The organism is Streptococcus sp. SG2 (assembly GCF_030439925.1).
GTDB lineage: Bacteria > Bacillota > Bacilli > Lactobacillales > Streptococcaceae > Streptococcus > Streptococcus gordonii.
The window spans coordinates 237,960-255,608 of record NZ_JAQFJD010000001.1 but is presented as its reverse complement, the minus strand read 5'-3'; the positions used below and the strand labels follow the sequence as shown (position 1 = coordinate 255,608).

The 17,649-nt window shown below is 42.1% G+C and carries 15 protein-coding genes, 3 tRNA genes and 1 pseudogene; 2 read left to right on the top strand and 17 right to left on the bottom strand.

Annotation, left to right across the window (positions count from 1 at the left end):
- Positions 1 to 3: 3 nt before the first annotated feature.
- Positions 4 to 990 (top strand): L-lactate dehydrogenase, encoded by a 987-nt coding sequence (locus PCY09_RS01255; protein WP_000204722.1) that lies wholly within the window; start codon positions 4 to 6, stop codon positions 988 to 990.
- On the opposite strand, the pseudogene PCY09_RS01250 reads toward PCY09_RS01255, so the two are convergent.
- The 12 genes and pseudogenes from PCY09_RS01250 to parE form a co-directional block, all read right to left on the bottom strand.
- A pseudogene (locus tag PCY09_RS01250) lies at positions 980 to 1,378 on the bottom strand (NUDIX hydrolase). The gene PCY09_RS01255 and the pseudogene PCY09_RS01250 overlap by 11 nt on opposite strands.
- Before the next feature lie 103 nt (positions 1,379 to 1,481).
- Positions 1,482 to 1,553: transfer RNA gene (locus PCY09_RS01245), tRNA-Arg, on the bottom strand.
- 85 nt (positions 1,554 to 1,638) lie between these two features.
- A complete protein-coding gene (gene rpsA / locus PCY09_RS01240; protein ID WP_008809181.1) occupies positions 1,639 to 2,844 on the bottom strand; it encodes a 30S ribosomal protein S1 in 1,206 nt (401 codons plus the stop codon).
- 162 nt (positions 2,845 to 3,006) lie between these two features.
- A tRNA-Gln gene (locus PCY09_RS01235) sits at positions 3,007 to 3,078 on the bottom strand.
- 49 nt (positions 3,079 to 3,127) lie between these two features.
- A tRNA-Tyr gene (locus PCY09_RS01230) sits at positions 3,128 to 3,208 on the bottom strand.
- Between the two features lie 53 nt (positions 3,209 to 3,261).
- A complete protein-coding gene (locus PCY09_RS01225; protein ID WP_008809182.1) occupies positions 3,262 to 3,492 on the bottom strand; it encodes a DUF2969 domain-containing protein in 231 nt (76 codons plus the stop codon).
- A gap of 98 nt (positions 3,493 to 3,590) precedes the next feature.
- Positions 3,591 to 4,613: a branched-chain amino acid aminotransferase gene (locus PCY09_RS01220; RefSeq protein WP_060970349.1), complete on the bottom strand. Its 1,023-nt coding sequence runs from the start codon at positions 4,611 to 4,613 to the stop codon at positions 3,591 to 3,593.
- A 152-nt stretch (positions 4,614 to 4,765) separates the two neighbouring features.
- Entirely contained in the window at positions 4,766 to 7,216 is a 2,451-nt protein-coding gene (gene parC, locus PCY09_RS01215) for a DNA topoisomerase IV subunit A (RefSeq protein ID WP_061602015.1), read from the bottom strand.
- Positions 7,217 to 7,268: 52 nt separating this feature from the next.
- Complete coding sequence (locus PCY09_RS01210; protein WP_060970351.1) at positions 7,269 to 8,003, bottom strand: CPBP family intramembrane glutamic endopeptidase; 735 nt, start codon at positions 8,001 to 8,003, stop codon at positions 7,269 to 7,271.
- Positions 7,984 to 8,817 carry an aminoglycoside 6-adenylyltransferase gene (locus PCY09_RS01205; protein WP_060970352.1) on the bottom strand — a complete coding sequence of 278 codons (834 nt, stop codon included), beginning with the start codon at positions 8,815 to 8,817 and terminating at the stop codon, positions 7,984 to 7,986. The genes PCY09_RS01210 and PCY09_RS01205 overlap by 20 nt, the downstream gene beginning before the upstream one ends.
- Before the next feature lie 145 nt (positions 8,818 to 8,962).
- Entirely contained in the window at positions 8,963 to 9,313 is a 351-nt protein-coding gene (locus PCY09_RS01200) for a hypothetical protein (protein ID WP_061602018.1), read from the bottom strand.
- Positions 9,314 to 9,364: 51 nt separating this feature from the next.
- A complete protein-coding gene (gene parE / locus PCY09_RS01195; protein WP_060970354.1) occupies positions 9,365 to 11,308 on the bottom strand; it encodes a DNA topoisomerase IV subunit B in 1,944 nt (647 codons plus the stop codon).
- A 162-nt stretch (positions 11,309 to 11,470) separates the two neighbouring features.
- Here parE and plsY point away from each other — a divergent pair, with 162 nt between their 5' ends.
- Positions 11,471 to 12,115 carry a glycerol-3-phosphate 1-O-acyltransferase PlsY gene (gene plsY / locus PCY09_RS01190; protein ID WP_012000642.1) on the top strand — a complete coding sequence of 215 codons (645 nt, stop codon included), beginning with the start codon at positions 11,471 to 11,473 and terminating at the stop codon, positions 12,113 to 12,115.
- Positions 12,116 to 12,132: 17 nt separating this feature from the next.
- Here the strand turns inward: plsY and nt5e are convergent, their stop codons facing one another.
- The 5 genes from nt5e to PCY09_RS01165 all read right to left on the bottom strand — a co-directional run bounded on the left by nt5e (position 12,133) and on the right by PCY09_RS01165 (position 17,648).
- On the bottom strand, positions 12,133 to 14,313 hold the full coding sequence (gene nt5e / locus PCY09_RS01185) for a cell surface ecto-5'-nucleotidase Nt5e (protein ID WP_061586209.1): 2,181 nt from the start codon (positions 14,311 to 14,313) through the stop codon (positions 12,133 to 12,135).
- Between the two features lie 140 nt (positions 14,314 to 14,453).
- The gene (locus tag PCY09_RS01180; RefSeq protein ID WP_125397131.1) at positions 14,454 to 15,722 is read right to left on the bottom strand and encodes a dihydroorotase; all 1,269 of its coding nucleotides are present in this window, start codon (positions 15,720 to 15,722) and stop codon (positions 14,454 to 14,456) included.
- 12 nt (positions 15,723 to 15,734) lie between these two features.
- Positions 15,735 to 16,199, bottom strand: a complete 465-nt coding sequence (locus tag PCY09_RS01175; RefSeq protein WP_002904550.1) for an 8-oxo-dGTP diphosphatase — start codon at positions 16,197 to 16,199, stop codon at positions 15,735 to 15,737.
- Positions 16,200 to 16,207: 8 nt separating this feature from the next.
- On the bottom strand, positions 16,208 to 16,861 hold the full coding sequence (locus PCY09_RS01170; RefSeq protein WP_061595897.1) for a uracil-DNA glycosylase: 654 nt from the start codon (positions 16,859 to 16,861) through the stop codon (positions 16,208 to 16,210).
- Between the two features lie 34 nt (positions 16,862 to 16,895).
- The gene (locus PCY09_RS01165; RefSeq protein WP_061598805.1) at positions 16,896 to 17,648 is read right to left on the bottom strand and encodes a DUF4336 domain-containing protein; all 753 of its coding nucleotides are present in this window, start codon (positions 17,646 to 17,648) and stop codon (positions 16,896 to 16,898) included.
- Position 17,649: the final 1 nt, after the last annotated feature.

Here is a 17,649-nt window from a genome sequence, read left to right as displayed (position 1 = left end):
ATAATGACTTCAACTAAACAACACAAAAAAGTGATCCTTGTTGGTGACGGTGCCGTAGGTTCATCTTACGCTTTCGCACTTGTTAACCAAGGAATTGCACAAGAGCTTGGAATTATCGAAATTCCACAATTACACGAAAAAGCTGTTGGTGATGCGCTTGACCTTAGCCACGCCCTTGCCTTCACTTCACCTAAAAAAATCTACGCTGCTCAATACTCTGACTGTGCAGACGCTGACCTTGTTGTTATCACTGCAGGTGCTCCTCAAAAACCAGGTGAAACTCGCCTTGACCTTGTAGGTAAAAACTTGGCTATCAACAAATCAATCGTAACACAAGTTGTTGAATCAGGGTTCGATGGTATCTTCCTTGTTGCAGCTAACCCAGTTGACGTTTTGACTTACTCAACTTGGAAATTCTCTGGATTCCCTAAAGAACGTGTTATCGGTTCAGGTACTTCACTTGACTCAGCACGTTTCCGTCAAGCACTTGCTGAAAAATTGGATGTTGATGCTCGTTCAGTTCACGCCTACATCATGGGTGAACACGGAGATTCTGAATTTGCGGTTTGGTCACACGCTAACATCGCTGGTGTAAACCTTGAAGAATTCCTTAAAGATACTCAAAACGTTCAAGAAGCTGAATTGATTGAGTTGTTCGAAGGTGTTCGTGACGCTGCCTACACAATCATCAACAAAAAAGGAGCTACATACTACGGTATCGCTGTAGCGCTTGCTCGTATCACAAAAGCAATCCTTGATGACGAAAATGCAGTACTTCCACTCTCAGTCTTCCAAGAAGGTCAATACGGTGTTAAAAACGTCTTTATCGGTCAACCAGCTGTTGTTGGTGCACACGGTATCGTTCGTCCAGTAAACATCCCATTGAACGACGCTGAAACTCAAAAAATGCAAGCTTCTGCTAAAGAATTGCAAGCTATCATTGATGAAGCATGGAAAAACCCTGAATTCCAAGCAGCATCTAAAAACTAATCAAAAAAATTCCCTTGTCAAAAGGGGATTTTTTTTGCATTGTATATTTAAGCAAATAAGGTACAATGAACTCTCCTACCATGTCTTCCAAAGAAGAAAAGCAGACAAAATCTGTATGCTCTTCTGGATCAAATATAATATCACGCACTTCCAAAATCTCGCCAGCATAAACTAGACGTGTAAAGACAGTATCTTTGCTAACATCAAACTGACTATCTTCGTGGATAATCTAATTAATCCGAAGGTTTTGATTAACCTCCTCCATAGCCTCACGTAGAGCAGCCTCTCTAGGCAGTTCATTCTCTTCTACACTTCCGCCTGGAATATCCCAATAAGATGGAAAGACATTAGGAAGGCCTCGCTTTATCTTAGAGCGTTTGATAAGCAAATACTTCTCATCTTTTTAAACTACAATAAAAGCTATTAATTTCTGTATCATGATATTCTCTACCGAAACGAAAAAAGACTCCGAAGAGTCTAATTTTAAGTCATCCACCCTGAGAGAATCGAACTCCCATCTCAAGAACCGGAATCTTACGTGATATCCATTACACTAAGGGTGGCAACTTATTTATTATAACTAATTTTCACTAAAAATACAAGTCAAAAAAGAAAAAGAAGTTGAGAAAACTCAACTTCTAAATTATCTTATAATTCGATATCACCGAACAAGTCAGCCATTGAAAATCCAGTTTGAGTTTCTGGAAGTTCAAAGTCACGTTTTTCTTGACGTTTAGGACGACGTGGACGTGATTGGCGTTTTTCTTCTTTCTCTTGTCCTTCTTCTTGTGCAGGACGTTCTTCAAGAGCCTTGATAGAAAGTGATACACGCTCATTAGCTGGGTTAACTTCAAGAACTTTAACAGTTACTTCTTGGCCAACTGACAAGACATCTTTAGGATTTTCAACACGTTTGTGAGAAATTTGTGAGATGTGAACCAAACCATCAATACCTGGCAATACTTCAACAAAAGCACCAAAGTCAGTCAAGCGTTTAACAGTACCTTCAATTACATCACCAGCAGCAAGTTTTTGTTCAACACCATCCCATGGTCCAGGTGTCGTAGCTTTAAGTGAAAGTGATACACGGCCTTCTTCTTCGTTTAAGTCAAGGACCTTCACTTCAATTTCTTCACCAACTGTTACAACAGATTTAGGTGATACGTTACGCTCATGTGACAACTCAGTCAAGTGAACCAAACCATCAACACCACCAAGATCAATGAAAGCACCAAAGCTAGTGATACGAGCAACTTTACCAGTTACAACATCACCAACATTTAATTTACCAAATACTTCGGCACGAGCTGCAGCAGCTTCAGCTTCAACAACTTCACGACGTGAAAGGATGAAGCGGTTTTCTTTTGGATCAACTTCTTTAATCTTAGCATCAAATTCTTGACCTACAAAACGTTCTGTATTACGTACAAAACGAGTGTCAAGCATTGAAGCAGGAATGAAACCACGAAGTCCTTCAAACTCAACAGAAAGTCCACCCTTAACTGCACGAGTGCCTTTAACGGTAACAACTTCTTCTTCACGGCCAACCAATTTGTCCCATGCTTTGCGAGCTTCTAAACGTTTTTTAGATACTAGGTAAGTAACTGTATCTGTATCTTTACCCACTACTTGACGAAGAACGAGCAATTCAAGTGTTTCGCCTGTTTTTACAAGGTCGTTAATGTCAGCATCACGATCATTAGTCAACTCACGAAGAGTTAACACTCCTTCAACACCAGTTCCAGAAATTGCAACATTAGCTTGGTTTGCATCAACTGTCAATACTTCAGCAGTAACAACATCACCTGGCTCGACTTGGCTAACACTGTTTAGCAAATCTTCAAATTCATTCATCTAAAAAATCCTCCAACAATCAAGTTTTCACTTGACATCCATTTTATTTTCCTAAGCGCCCGCAACGACATGTTAATTTATCTTTACCGTTTTTATACCTTTTATAAAGAAATAAAATACCCTAAGATATTTTAACCCCTCATCTGATATATCACCTAAGAACTGGGGTAGCTGGATTCGAACCAACGCATGAGGGAGTCAAAGTCCCTTGCCTTACCGCTTGGCTATACCCCAAAAAGAGCGCTGACAATAGTCACTTTATCATCGTCAAAATGAACGCTAATGGAGAGAGAGGGATTCGAACCCCCGAACCCGAAGGAGCGGATTTACAGTCCGCCGCGTTTAGCCTCTTCGCTATCTCTCCGTATACAATCAACGTCATCTATTATAACACGAAAATAATGGAAAATCAACACCTTATTTGCCTAAATTATAGGTTTCTATTAAATTTTCTACAGCCTTTTCAAGTTTTTTATAGAAAGCATCCGCATTGCCGTTTTTAATTATAGCATACTGGCCGTCTAATTCTGCAATCTCGCCAATTACTTTTTTACCAATAACGAGTGAATAGCCATCAAATAAATCTGCTCCTACTTTGACCTTACTATCATTAATTTGAATTTCAATCTTTTTATCTTTTTTACTCATTTCTTACCTCTTTCAAAATACTATTTTACACAAAAAGCAAAAACCTGGCAAGTGATTTCCTGCAAATAAGAAGAAAAGAGCCTTTTAGGCTCTTCCTATCAATCAACTTTGTAGATCCAACCTTCTGGCGCTTCAACATCACCAAATTGGATACCTGTTAATTCGTCATAAAGCTTACGGGTGACTGGACCGACTTCCGTCTCACTATAGAACACATGGAAATCATCACCATGCTGGATACCTCCGATTGGTGAGATAACTGCCGCTGTACCACAAGCTCCGGCTTCAATAAAGCGATCCAAATCATCAATCCGAACATCACCTTCGATCGGAGTCAAGCCCAAGCGGTGTTCTGCCAAGTAAAGCAACGAGTACTTAGTAATAGATGGTAAGATTGATGGGCTCAGTGGTGTTACAAACTCATTATTAGCTGTGATTCCAAAGAAGTTTGCTGAGCCGACTTCTTCAATCTTGGTATGAGTTGATGGATCAAGGTAGATGACATCTGAAAAATTACGAGACTTAGCTATCTTACCTGGTAGGAGACTGGCTGCATAGTTACCACCTACCTTAGCAGCACCTGTACCATGTGGAGCCGCTCGGTCATATTCGTCTTGGATCAAGAAATTGGTTGGAACCAAACCACCCTTGAAGTAGTTTCCGACTGGCATAGCAAAAATCGTAAAAATATACTCCTCTGCTGGTTTTACCCCGATGATATCTCCGATACCAATCAAAAGTGGACGAAGGTAGAGAGTTCCTCCTGTTCCATATGGAGGTACATATTCTTCATTTGCACGGACAACAGCCTTACAAGCTTCCACAAACATTTCAGTTGAGACTTGTGGCATCAAGAGACGATCGCAAGTGCGTTGCAGGCGCTTAGCATTCTCATCTGGACGGAAGAGCTGGACACTGCCATCCTTGGTTCGATAAGCCTTAAGTCCTTCAAAAGCCTGCTGACCATAGTGAAGGCTTGGTGAAGACTCAGAAATATGCAGGGTCGCATCTTCTGTCAGTTTGCCTTCCTCCCACTGACCATTGCGATAATAAGCTAAAAAGCGATAAGGCAATTTCATATATGAGAATCCTAGATTTTCCCAGTCGAGATTTACAGTCATAATCTTACTCCTCTACTTCCAAACTTCATTTTTTAGATACTCCTTATTTTACACCTTTTTAAGAAATTTTCAAGCATTATTTTCAATTTTCAGAAAATTTTGTTATTAAATTTTAGTTTGAAAAAACCAGCTCGTTTGAACTGGTTTGAAAATTATTTAATATAAGCTGAGAAGACTTCTTCGTCTGAAATGGTATCAGAGATAAAACTTCCGTTACTAGTTCGCTCTGATAAGCCGAGCTCAGCTAGGTTTACATCATAGACAGTTCCTTTATTAGAAAGCACCTGCAAAATCTGCTCCTCACTGGCTTCTGCTTCTGTTGTGAAGAGATCAAAGTCCACTGCTTCGCAAAAGACTGGTCCAGCTGCAAAGACACGATGGGGCTTGGTCTTAAGCTCTCTCAGAACTTGAAGACCACGATTTGCACGACTAGTAACAGGAATATCAGCGACTGCCATACGCTTGAGCGAACCGCGCTGAGTCAGGATGTAAAGCGAGTCTGTGTTGGCGATAAAGGCTGCCGCTAGAACATCGTCCTTCTTAAGATTGATGGCTTTAACCCCAGCTGCCTTAGCACCAATAACAGGTACTTCCTCAATATTGAAACGAAGGGCATAGCCATTCTTGGTCACGAGCATAACATCATCCAGCTTAATCGGCGCCAGAGCAATAACCTGGTCATCTTCATTTTTCAGCTTGGCAAACTTGAGCGACTTAGACTTGTAGGTCCGCCAAGGACTGAACTCCTTGCGCTCCACTCGCTTGATTTGTCCCAGCTTGGTCGCTGCAAAGTAAGTGCCTTCCTCAAAGCTGTCCAGTAATTCTGTATAGATAACTTCTTCCTTGGTATCAAAATTACTGATGGTCTGGCTGAGGTGTTCTCCAATTTCTTTCCAGCGGATATCTGACAGCTCATGAACAGGCCGGTAAATAACATTTCCAAGACTTGTGAAAATTAGCAAATGCTGGGTCGTCTTGGCCGGGCTGACGAAAATCAGTCGGTCATCATCACGTTTGCCCATTTCTTCTAGGGTCGATGCTGAGAAGGAACGTGGACTGGTCCGTTTGATATAACCAGAACGTGTCACGCTGACATAGGTTTCTTCCTCAACGATGAGACTAGCTGTATCAATCTCGATAGCGTTTGCTGTATCCTGCAGCTCGCTGAGACGCGGATTTCCAAACTTCTTCTTGACGTCACGGAGTTCTCGCTTCATAAGATTATACATGGTGCGCTCATCACCGATAATAGCAGCCAACATTGCAATCTTCTCGCGCAGCTCTGCTTCTTCCTCTTCAAGAACTACTACGTCTGTATTGGTCAAACGGTAGAGTTGGAGAGTGACGATAGCCTCAGCCTGCTCCTCAGTGAAATCATAGCTAACTTTCAGATTTTCCTTGGCGTCTGCTTTGTTTTCGGAAGCACGAATCAGGGCAATCACCTCGTCCAAGATGGAAATAACCCGAATCAATCCTTCCACAATATGGAGCCGTTTCTCAGCCTTGGCCTTGTCAAACCGGCTACGAGCTAGAATAATCTCCTTGCGGTGGGCAATATAACTGGTCAAGATTGGTACAATCCCCACCAAACGAGGTGTGAAATTGTCAATAGCCACCATGTTGAAGTTGTAATTAACTTGCAAATCAGTGTATTTGAAAAGATAGTTGAGAATCAGCTCGGTATTGGCGTCTTTCTTGAGCTCGATGGCAATGCGAAGGCCGTCTCGGTCAGACTCGTCCCGTACCTCAGCAATACCGGCCACCTTGTTATTGACCCGCACATCGTCAATCTTCTTGACCAAGACCGCTTTATTAATCTCGTAAGGAATCTCGGTGATGACGATTTGCTCTTTACCACCCTTTAGCTTTTCAATCTCAGTTCTGGAGCGCACCACGACGCGACCTTTCCCAGTCTCGTAGGCTTTCTTGATCTCATCACGGCCTTGGACAATGGCTCCTGTCGGGAAGTCTGGACCAGGCAGAAACTCCATGAGTTTGTCCACCTTGGCAGACGGATGGTCGATCATATAGATAACCGCGTCAATAACTTCAGCTAGATTATGAGGTGGAATATCAGTCGCATAACCAGCGGAAATCCCAGTTGCTCCATTGACCAAAAGATTAGGAAAGGCTGCCGGCAGAACAGTCGGCTCCTTCTCGGTATCGTCGAAGTTCCAAGCAAAAGGAACAGTATCTTTCTCGATATCCTGCAAAAGATAGCCAGCCATCTCAGACAGCCGCGCCTCAGTATAACGCATAGCTGCCGGTGGATCACCGTCCATGGAGCCGTTGTTACCGTGCATCTCAACGAGAATCTCACGGTTTTTCCAGTCCTGAGACATGCGGACCATGGCATCGTAGATGGAGCTGTCACCGTGGGGATGGAAATTCCCCATGATGTTCCCAACTGACTTGGCTGACTTGCGGTAGCCCTTGTCAAAGGTGTTGCCGTCCTTGTTCATGGAATAAAGAATACGGCGCTGAACAGGCTTCAAGCCATCTCGAATATCCGGCAAGGCCCGCTCCTGAATGATGTATTTGGAGTAGCGACCAAAGCGCTCTCCCATGATGTCCTCAAGGGACATGTTTTGAATGTTAGACATAATAATTCTCTTTTTAGTGTTTTATTGTAAAGTAAATCTATATTTTATAAATTTAACTATTTCTTTGTAGGTAGTGAGAAAAGAAGAGCAATCCTACTAATCCTAGAATGAATAAAAGATTAATTTTAATAACAAATAAGCTAAGTAGGGTATTATTTAGACCATGAAAAATGGCGCAAAAGAGGACCGACTTAGTCTTTTTGAAAACAGCTGCTAGAAGAATACTGAGATAAATTGCAAATAGACTGAATAATATAAAAGGCATCCTACTTTGGGAACTTCCAATCACAAACCATAAAGGTAGATGCCATATCGCCCAAATACAACCTGTTATCAAACCGGAAATCCAAAAGGAGAATCTAGTTTCCAAAGTTGGTTGCAAGATGCCTCGCCATCCCAATTCTTCTTCGCCACCATAAACACAGACTGCACTCAAAAAAACAACAAACAAATTTCCTAGTGGAAAAGCTGGATTAAGCTCCTTAGATGAGAAAGCAATGACACCTGTCTGCACGAAAATTAGTAAAAGAAATAACAAAATATATTTCTTTGAGTCCCCTAAGATAAAAGAGACTATGCTTTTAATGGATTTTTGAGGCAAACAAGAAATGGCTGCAATGGTTGGACCGAAACCTCCTAGTAAATGGAGAAAAACTCCTAGTGGACTTGTTAGACTTAAGAGGCTCATTTGCGTCAGAAAAGCGAGCAATCCCCAACCAAATCCCCAAGAAATGAGAAAACTAATCAGTAAAAATTTTGTTATCTTATTATTTTGTAAATGTTTCATTTGTTTCAAGCCTCTCCTCAGCATATTCAATCATCTTCTCGGCGGTTTCTTTGCCATAGTGGAAGCCGGTTTTTAGAGAGAAAGCTTGGGCTTCTCTGTGGAAAAAGTCCATGGTAGCAAAGAGAGACTTAGTGATTTCTTTCTGGTCAGAAAAGTCAAGCAAGGCTGTAAATTCCTTCTCTTTCTCAGCAGGCAAATACTGAAAGAGGTACTTGTAGTTCTTGCCAACATCGACAGTTCCTTTATCCGCTGCTACTTGCCAAGCTAAAAGCTTGAGCAATTCTTGCTGACAGATTCCATACAGATGATCCGTCGCATAGACAAAGTGGTTCCGATGAATGCCCTTGACTACATAAGCTGACACCCACCAGAATTCATTGCAGGATTTGTCAAAGTCAGTCGCGATGGCTGGTGCCGTCCAATAGCGCTTGGGTGTCGGTGCGTAAGGAGCAAACAGTCCCTGCGGGTCATCCAGCACCGTGAAATCCGCTTCGCTATCCACCCACTCTTTGATATGCTCCTTGGGGCAAAGAGTCAAATCTATCCGATTGCCATCTTCAAAGAGCATGAGATAGAGGCGACGATGGTCTAGTAGAACATGCTGCTCAATCACGCGCTCGCCAAACCTTTCCAACCAAGCAAGGTCGGCCACCAGAGCATGCAAATCCTCCACAATGTAGACCACATCATAGTCTTGGAACTCATCCTTGGTAGCATTTGGGTTTGACCGCGAACCAGACATAGCGACAGCGTAGACCTGTAGCGCTTTTGCAGTTTGCAAAATCACATCAAACATCTCGGTTTCAGTTTTCATGGGAATACCTATCTTTTCAGTGGAACTTCTTTATATAGAATCAAAGTTGGCAAAGCGGATTCCTGCATGTCTCGAAAGATGAGACCGACCATTCCAAGTATAGTCATCTAATCACTCCTCTGCTCACCTAAATCTCAAAATAACTCTACTTATCCTTTTTAAATTTAAAACTTTCTCCATTAGTTGCAGAAATTCCGTCGGATGTAAAAGATTGATATTCAATAGTATTTTCATCAACTTTTTTTATCTGATGACGATTACCATTAGCATCAACAATAGTGAATTGATCGCCTTTTTTATCTTTTACATCGCCTTTTTCAGCAATTTTTTCCTTACCGTTTAAAATGTTCCATTTACCTTGCTTTTCTTCAAAAACATAGGTGCTTTTTGTTTTTTCACTCTTCCATGTACCGTTTAGCCAAGCTTCCTGCGAAGAGCAAGCAGCTAGGATAAATACTGAAAATACAAGTAATGCCAGTGTATAGATTTTTTTCATAATAAAACTCCTAAATAATGTAATTATCTATAATGATTAGTTAAACAAATTTTAAAAAGCTGTCGCTTCTTCTAGCGTAAACTTAACATTATCCTCAATCCACTTACGGCGTGGTTCGACCTTGTCACCCATGAGGACATTGACACGGCGTTCTGCACGAGCCAAGTCTTCGATGGTGACACGGATGAGAGTGCGAGTTTCAGGGTTCATAGTCGTCTCCCAGAGTTGGTCGGCATTCATTTCGCCGAGCCCCTTGTAGCGCTGGAGCATGGCTCCCTTACCAAACTTGCGGCGCAGGTCATCCAGTTCGCCATCAGTCCAGGCATACTCGACGACTTCGCTCTTGCCCTTACCCTTGGACATCTTATAGAGAGGCGGCAGGGCGATATAGACGCGGCCAGCCTCGACCAGCGGGCGCATATAGCGATAGAAAAAGGTCAGCAGCAAGGTTTGAATATGGGCACCGTCAGTATCCGCATCGGTCATGATGATGATCTTGTCATAGTTGGCATCCTCAAGGGTAAAGTCTGAACCAACACCAGCTCCGATTGTGTAGATCATGGTATTGATTTCTTCGTTCTTAAGAATGTCAGCCATTTTAGCCTTAGCAGTATTGATAACCTTACCGCGCAGTGGCAGGATGGCTTGGAACTTACGGTCACGTCCTTGCTTGGCAGAGCCACCGGCAGAGTCACCCTCTACCAGATAGAGTTCATTCTTAGCTGGATTCTTAGATTGGGCCGGAGTTAGCTTACCAGAGAGTAAGCCCTTGTCTTTCTTATTTTTCTTGCCATTACGGCTTTCGTCACGCGCCTTGCGGGCCGCTTCTCTCGCATCTCTAGCCTTGATAGCCTTGCGGATGAGGTTTGATGCCAACTCACCGTTTTCCAAGAGGAAGAAAGTCAGCTTGTCAGAGACAATGGAGTCCACAGCAGGACGAGCCAAGGGACTACCTAACTTGTCCTTGGTCTGGCCTTCAAACTGTAAATGCTCCTCAGGAACTAAGATTGATAAGACGGCAGATAGACCCTCGCGATAGTCTGAACCTTCCAGATTCTTATCCTTTTCCTTGAGCAGACCCGTCTTTCTGGCATAGTCGTTCATAGCCTTGGTAATAGCGGTCTTGAGCCCCGTCTCATGAGTACCACCGTCCTTGGTGCGGACATTATTAACAAAGGATAAGATATTATCTGAATAACCGTCATTATACTGGAGAGCCACTTGAACTTGGAAACCACTTTCCTCTCCTTCAAAATAGAGAACCGGAGTCAGTGTTTCCTTGTCTTCATTGAGATAGCTGACAAAATCTTCAACACCATTCTCATAATGGAACTCTACTTCTTCGCCAGTGCGAGCATCCGTCAGAGACAGGCGGACATTCTTGAGCAGGAAGGCTGATTCCTTAAGCCGCTCGGCAATAGTGTTGTACTTAAAATCAATCGTTGAAAAAATCGTATCGTCCGGCATAAAGGTCACTTTGGTTCCAGACTTGGACTTAGGTGCAGTACCGATTTTCTTGAGCGTAGTGACTGGTTTTCCGCCATTTTCAAAGCGTTGCTTGTAGACTGTACCGTCACGAGTAATTTCTACTTCTAACCAGCTAGATAGGGCATTAACGACCGAAGAACCAACCCCATGGAGTCCTCCTGAAGTTTTATAACCACCTTGACCAAACTTACCACCAGCATGTAATACTGTAAAAATGACCTCAACAGTAGGGATACCCATAGCGTGCATACCAACTGGCATCCCGCGTCCATGGTCAGATACTGTTAAGCTCCCATCTTTATTGATGGTGACATCAATCCGATCACCAAAACCTGATAAAGCCTCATCAACCGCATTATCCACGATTTCCCACACTAAATGATGGAGTCCTGTCCCGTCAGTGGATCCGATATACATACCTGGACGTTTACGTACCGCATCCAACCCTTCTAATACTTGAATGGCATCATCATTATAATTATTAATATTGATTTCCTTCTTTGCCACAAGGAACCTCCTGCATTATTCATCCTTACTATCTTACAAGTTTTTATAAAATTTTGCAAAAGTTTTTGTCACAAAAGCCTTGAAATAAACATTTTTATCGGATTAGACAAATAATTTACTAGATTGTTAAATACAAAGCAAAATTCGTGATATAATAAATTTATGATAAATACAATTTTGGGCCTAATTTTGGCATATTTACTGGGTTCAATTCCAACAGGTTTATGGATTGGACAGATTTTCTTTAAAAAGAATTTACGAGAATACGGTAGTGGAAATACCGGCACAACTAATACTTTCCGTATTTTAGGAAAGACAGCTGGAACTGTTACTTTTGCAATCGACTTTCTAAAAGGAACTCTTGCAACCCTACTTCCACTTTTTCTCCATATCAATGGTATATCACCCATGATTTTTGGTCTAATAGCTGTTCTTGGCCACACCTTTCCTATCTTTGCTGAATTTAAGGGAGGCAAGGCCGTTGCTACAAGTGCAGGTGTTGTTCTTGGATTTTCTCCCCTCTTCTTTTCCTATCTGATTATTATTTTTATTGTAACGCTTTACTTGGGAAGTATGATTTCTTTGGCTAGCATTGTTGTAGCTGGCTTTGCGATTATTTCCGTTCTTATATTTCCTTTATTAGGAATTATCCTTCCTAGTTACGATCTTCTTTTTACTTTGATCATTATTCTTCTAGCATCAATTATTCTGATTCGACATAGAGATAACATGGAAAGAATTAAAAATAAATCGGAGAATCTTATCCCTTGGGGAATCAATATCACTAAACAAGTACCAAAAAAATAAGCCCTAGGGCTTATTTTTTAGTCTTCTTGACTCTTCTTGAAACCAAGGATTCCCAAGAAAGCAGTAAACAAGGATACAATTAGTAAAGCTGGTGACTCTTTTGTTCCAGTTTCAGGAAGTCTAGCCTTAGATGATGTAAATGTTTTAGCAACATTAACTGTCAAAAGCTTACTGTTTGTAACAACTTCTTCCTTCTTCTCTTCTTTTGCAGGGTCTACTGTGCCTGCTGGTTTAGGAGACGGTTGAACTACATTGCCATTTGAAGAGTAATTTGGAAGAGGTTGATAGTTTTGGCTACTTTGATTCTGATTAGACTGGCCATTTGGAACATCTGTTCTGCCAGGATAAGATTTTGGATCAGATGGATCAGTTCCATTTTTGATTTCTTCAATATCAGAAACTCCATCTCCATCGCTATCTTTTTTAGAAGAAATAGAAATCGTACGGGAATTTGGATTTATAACCGAATATGCACTTAAATCTGCTTTAGCTAGATAGTCAGCAAAAGCAACGTCCATAGAAGGGCCTTCTTCTCGCGCACCACCCAACATGGTGTAGCCATCACCACCGGCTGCTAAGAAATCATTTGTTGTCAAATAGTATTCTTTAGCAGGATCTAAGTTTTCATACTTACCGGTTTCTGGGTTTTTAATTTCAATATACAAAATACGTTTTTCAGCAGGCAAGGTTGTATCGTAATAAACCTTAGCACCTGAAACCTGTAGGAAGCCTCCGCTTGGTTCAAGAAGAGGTTGTCCATTTTCATCTAAAACAGGCTGGCCATTTTTTTCTTGTAAGATTGATCCAAGAGATTTAGCAAACATATCAGCAATGTTTTGACCTGTTACTTTGATTTGAGAAATGGTGTTTCCGAAAGGAAGAACCGCGATCACATCACCTTTTGTAATTGGCTTATCTTTGGCAATCGTTTCACGCAAACCACCACCGTTTGTCACAGCAAGATCTGTTTTATGGCTAAATCCAGTTTGGCCGTATTCGTAAAGGGCGTCCGCCACCACATTACCAAGATTGGTCTCGCGAACCCGGACATTTTCACGCTGGCCGTTTAGCTCAACTGGACTGTTATCACGGACCACTTTAGCATTTTCAGCATCATAAGCTTCCTTAATTTTCTTGACCATAGCTGCTATTTTAGCATTTGGTACAACATCTTTAGTAGAAGCTGCAGAGATTTGTTGTGGATTTCCCAATAATTGATTAGCCTTATAAGTAATTTTACCAATGTTATTCAAATAACTTCCCGTTTGGTTATAAGTAACATTGTCTCCATAGGTTGTAGATTGAACTGTATGAGAGTGACCGTCAATAACCGTTACACGTTTGCCTTTGAGCTTTGGATTATTTGAAAGAGCTTCAGCTAAAGTAGATCCACGCCACTCTACTGGAGTAGTCGTATCAACACCTAAGTGAGCCAAAACCACATAATTCTTGTATGTTTTCCCCTCGGCAGCAGCGCGAGCTTCTACTTCATCAATAACTGAATTAACTTCTGAAATTGGATCTTTAAAAGTTACGCCTTGAACATTCTTAGGATGAGTTTTGGTTGCAGTTTCAGGTGTTGTCACACCGATTACCACAAACTCATCACCCACAACATTCTTATCCTTATCTACGATAGTTGACGCTTCAAATAAGCGAGCACCATTTACATAGGTGTTAGAACTTAAAAGAGGAAAATTAAGAATTTCTTTATATTTCTTAGCTTCATCTAGGCCAAAATCAAACTCATGGTTCCCAACGGCCATGGCATCGTAGCCCATCTCATTGAGTAGTTTAGCACGCTCTTCACCTTTGGAGCTATTTGAAATTGGCAGTCCTTGAAAGGCATCTCCCGCATCAACTACAAGAGTTGAAGGATTGTTTTTTCGTTCCTCTTCAATAACGGCTGCTAATTTAGCGTCTCCAATAACTCCTTTTTCTTCAACAATACGTCCGTGAACGTCATTTGTATGGATAATATTCGCTTCAAGCAAATCATTTTGTTGACCGGAAGCGCTTTCTTTACCCTGCGCACTTGTATCAATAGCTCCGTCCGGGACATTACCCTCTTGAGCTGAAGTTACTGCTGCAACTTCTTGACTAGGTTCAGTAGCTACTTGTTCATCTGCGTATGCTTGATGAGCTAGAAATGCTGGAGCAAGCAATAAAAGCGGTAAAAGAATTTTTTTCTTTTGCATAAACCGTCCTCTTTTTCTTTTTTATTAGTTTTATTATATCGAAAAAGGGAGTAAAAGTGAATTATTTTCTGTTATTTACCTATTTTTGTTCGTATCTAAACAAAAAATCTGAGATCTTATTTATCTCAGATTTCTATAGTTTATCCTTCAAAAACAACTTCCCCATCACAGATGGTGAACTTCACTTGGCCTTTAAGCTTTTCACCAACGAAAGGTGAATTGGCAGCCTTGGAGGCAAAGTGGTCAGTCACAAGTCTATCGGCTTCCGGGTCAAATATTGTCAAATCTGCAGGACCATCCTGAGCGATGAAGCCAACATCAAAACCATACAAACGTGCTGGATTGATTGTCATTTTCTCCAAAAGTTCCATCAAGCTCAGATGGCCAGCCTCAACTAGGTAGGTCAGTCCCAGAGAAAGCGAAGTCTCAAGACCAGTCATACCAGAAGGTGCTTTAGTGATGTCTTCAACATTTTTCTCGTCAGCATGATGTGGAGCATGGTCCGTCGCAATGACAGAAATGACACCAGATTTGAGCCCATCGATAACTGCTAGACGGTCCGATTCTAAGCGTAAAGGCGGATTCATCTTAGCATTGCTGCCCTTGGTCAATAGCAGAGCTTCTGTCTTAGAAAAGTGCTGAGGTGCTGCTTCAGCAGTGACTTGAGCACCTAGCTTCTGAGCGAATTCCACAACCTTTACACTCTCAGCCTTGGACAAATGCTGAATATGCACATGAGCCTTTGCATCATAAGCAATCATAACATCGCGAGCAATCATGCTGTATTCTGCCACACCTGTCGCGCCGCAGATATGAAAATGCTCTTTGGCAATATGCTCATTGAAACCAAGTATGCCGTTGAGATTGGGATCTTCCTCGTGCAAGCTGATAAAGGTGTTATTTTTACGCGCTTCTACAAGGGCTTGGCGGACAATGCCAGCATTGGTCAGCGGAATACCGTCATCAGAAAAACCTACTGCACCAGCTGCCAAGAGACCTTGGAAATCTGTCAAATGCTGACCATCAAAATTCTCAGTGATCGTTGCGACTGACTTAATATGGATATTTTCACGACTAGCCGACTCCAGAACTTCTTTCAGGGTTTCAACTGTAGAGATGGTTGGATTGGTATTGGCCATCATAACAACAGTCGTAAAGCCACCTGCTGCTGCTGCCAAAGCCCCCGTATGAATATCTTCCTTATGAGTCTGGCCAGGCTCCCGGAAATGCACATGTATATCCACCAAACCAGGAGCCACAACCAAACCACTGGCATCAATAACTTTTGCTCCTTCTGCCTGCAAATTTTGACCGATTTTGACAATTTTCTTCCCCTCAACCAAGAGGTCAGCAATTTGGTTAAAACCAGTCTTAGGATCCATAACTCGTCCGTTTTTGATTAATAGCATCGTCTTATCTCCTTATTCGTAAAAGTCCACCTGCGTATCCAACAGCTTATCCCCGTCATAAACAAACTTTGCTGAAAAGAAAGGCTTGTCTTCTAAAAGCCACTCAACAAAGGTGTGATCGCCTTCCCAGGTTGGTTTAGACAAAACCTGATCATAGGGCACCCATTCCAGAGTCCCTTCGTTGCAGTCAATCAGTTCCCCCTCAAACTCCGTTACCTTGAAAACATAGGTATACCAGTCTAAGTCGGGAGTAAATTCTGGAAAAGTGATAACGCCTTTAAGAACGGGCTTTGCCTTTAGACCTGTTTCCTCTAGAATCTCGCGCGCAGCACATTCCTGTGGGGTTTCTCCTCGCTCTAGTTTGCCACCGACACCGATCCATTTCCCAGCGTGAACGTCGTTGGGCTTTTTGTTGCGGTGAAGCATGAGAAACTCCCGACCATTATCAATATAACAAATCGTTGCTAACTGAACCATATTACCTCCTAAGCTAACCAATTGATAGGTTCCAAGCCCTTAGCCACTAAGAAATCATTGGTACGAGAAAAAGGTTTGCTACCAAAGAAACCACGATACGCAGACAGCGGACTTGGGTGAGCCGACTCGATTATCAAATGTTGAGGATTGCTTATCAAGGCTTTTTTCTTGCGAGCGTAAGACCCCCATAGGATAAAGACAACTGGATTAGACTTTTCATTGACTACTTTGATAATAGCGTCCGTAAAAGGCTCCCAGATTAAGCCAGCATGCGCATTGGCCTGACCAGCAGGCACAGTCAGACCAGCATTGAGCAAGAGAACACCTTGCTGAGCCCAGGAAGTCAAATCATGCGACTCTTTCACTCCAATATCATCAGCCAGTTCTTTGAGAATATTCTGCAAAGAAGGCGGAGCTGGAATGTCATCAGGTACCGAAAAACTTAAGCCTTGTGCCTGTCTCGGTCCGTGGTAAGGATCCTGCCCTAAAATAACCACTTTAACATCCGCTAAATCTGTCGTCTGAATCGCATTAAACACCTTTTCCCTAGGTGGGTAAATGGTTCCCGAAGCATACACTTCATCTAAAAAATGATTGATTTTTGCAAAATAACCTTCCGGCAGCTGCTCCTTAATCAAAGTGTGCCAAGCTGAATGTTGCATATATGTCTCCTCTCATTTTCTAGGATTGGATATTTTATCGAATCCACCTAAGTGCTCTTCTGAGTTTTGCTGTTCCATTTTCCAGAAAACAAGAACCGTGAGCTAGTATAATTTTTTCTGGTTGCCATGCCAACATCTGCTCCAAGCACTCCTTAGCTTCTTTTTGATGACCGATAAAGGTCATACGATAGTCAATAGGGGTCTGCCCATCAGGAGCCGCAACACGCACTAATTTATAAGCCTTGCTGCGAAGCGGACTTGCAAAATGCTCTGTTTCAAAATTCTCGATCAAATCTGTCAAGATTAAGGTTTGACTGTCCTTGTGAAAAAAGACAACTTCCTCAATATAAGCACTTCCCTTGAAAACCAACTGATTTATCTGGTCTTCCCAAGCTTGTGGAGCCTTATCTGTCAGCTTTTCATCAAAAGAGACCGGGATTTTCTGCTTGACTGCTCTCTCTTCCACTCCTGGGCTAGACCAAGTAATCGCCTTAGGATAACGCTTCTTCCAGTCAGCTATATAGGCATAGTGAATCTTATTAGGTGAAACAAGGTGTGCAACTGGTCCCAAAGCGTCCAACTGGTCAAACAAGGCTTGATTTGGTTGGATTGGTGAATGGCACCAGAGCTGGCCATTTGCTAACTTGATGACCGTCATGCGGGTAGAAAAAGGCAACTTTGTCAGCACCGCATCCATCTCAATCAAATCACCGTCGACAATCCAGATATTCTCAGCAATGGGCTTCAAGGTATAAAGCGGTTCATAGATAGGAACAGGTCTTTTCATC

What these genes read in the sequence shown, in the direction of transcription:
- PCY09_RS01210 (WP_060970351.1), bottom strand. Translation starts at nt 8,003, where the DNA reads ATGAAACATTTACAAAATAATAAGATAACAAAATTTTTACTGATTAGT.
- PCY09_RS01255 (WP_000204722.1), top strand. Translation starts at nt 4, where the DNA reads ATGACTTCAACTAAACAACACAAAAAAGTGATCCTTGTTGGTGACGGT.
- PCY09_RS01220 (WP_060970349.1), bottom strand. Translation starts at nt 4,613, where the DNA reads ATGACTGTAAATCTCGACTGGGAAAATCTAGGATTCTCATATATGAAA.
- nt5e (WP_061586209.1), bottom strand. Translation starts at nt 14,313, where the DNA reads ATGCAAAAGAAAAAAATTCTTTTACCGCTTTTATTGCTTGCTCCAGCA.
- PCY09_RS01180 (WP_125397131.1), bottom strand. Translation starts at nt 15,722, where the DNA reads ATGCTATTAATCAAAAACGGACGAGTTATGGATCCTAAGACTGGTTTT.
- parC (WP_061602015.1), bottom strand. Translation starts at nt 7,216, where the DNA reads ATGTCTAACATTCAAAACATGTCCCTTGAGGACATCATGGGAGAGCGC.
- plsY (WP_012000642.1), top strand. Translation starts at nt 11,471, where the DNA reads ATGATAAATACAATTTTGGGCCTAATTTTGGCATATTTACTGGGTTCA.
- rpsA (WP_008809181.1), bottom strand. Translation starts at nt 2,844, where the DNA reads ATGAATGAATTTGAAGATTTGCTAAACAGTGTTAGCCAAGTCGAGCCA.
- PCY09_RS01200 (WP_061602018.1), bottom strand. Translation starts at nt 9,313, where the DNA reads ATGAAAAAAATCTATACACTGGCATTACTTGTATTTTCAGTATTTATC.
- PCY09_RS01205 (WP_060970352.1), bottom strand. Translation starts at nt 8,817, where the DNA reads ATGAAAACTGAAACCGAGATGTTTGATGTGATTTTGCAAACTGCAAAA.
- PCY09_RS01225 (WP_008809182.1), bottom strand. Translation starts at nt 3,492, where the DNA reads ATGAGTAAAAAAGATAAAAAGATTGAAATTCAAATTAATGATAGTAAG.
- PCY09_RS01175 (WP_002904550.1), bottom strand. Translation starts at nt 16,199, where the DNA reads ATGGTTCAGTTAGCAACGATTTGTTATATTGATAATGGTCGGGAGTTT.
- PCY09_RS01170 (WP_061595897.1), bottom strand. Translation starts at nt 16,861, where the DNA reads ATGCAACATTCAGCTTGGCACACTTTGATTAAGGAGCAGCTGCCGGAA.
- PCY09_RS01165 (WP_061598805.1), bottom strand. Translation starts at nt 17,648, where the DNA reads ATGAAAAGACCTGTTCCTATCTATGAACCGCTTTATACCTTGAAGCCC.